This is a genomic window from Stenotrophomonas lacuserhaii (assembly GCF_039674585.1).
GTDB classification, from domain to species: Bacteria; Pseudomonadota; Gammaproteobacteria; order Xanthomonadales; family Xanthomonadaceae; genus Stenotrophomonas; species Stenotrophomonas pennii_A.
In genome coordinates this window covers 1-315 of record NZ_JBDJNU010000089.1, presented here as the reverse complement: position 1 = coordinate 315, position 315 = coordinate 1, and the positions used below count along the sequence as shown (strand labels likewise).

The 315-nt window shown below is 56.8% G+C and carries 2 tRNA genes; both read right to left on the bottom strand.

The window, feature by feature from the left end:
• Nucleotides 1–20: 20 nt before the first annotated feature.
• Nucleotides 21–96 (bottom strand) — tRNA-Gly (locus ABE522_RS17485).
• Nucleotides 97–205: 109 nt separating this feature from the next.
• Nucleotides 206–281 (bottom strand) — tRNA-Gly (locus ABE522_RS17480).
• Between the last annotated feature and the right edge of the window lie 34 nt (nt 282–315).

The following is a 315-nucleotide window of genomic DNA, read 5'->3' as shown; positions in this document are numbered from 1 at the left end:
TGGGCCTCTTCTTCAAAACCTGGAGCGGGAAACGAGACTCGAACTCGCGACCTCAACCTTGGCAAGGTTGCGCTCTACCAACTGAGCTATTCCCGCTTGGGAGGCGGCATTCTACACGACCTGTCGCAGGTGTCAAGAGACGGCAGGGAGGCCGCCCGCTTCACCGGCACAAAAAAAAAAGGCCTTTCGGCCTCTTTCCAGAATCTGGAGCGGGAAACGAGACTCGAACTCGCGACCTCAACCTTGGCAAGGTTGCGCTCTACCAACTGAGCTATTCCCGCTTGGGAGGCGGCATTTTACCTGTCTTCACATCGG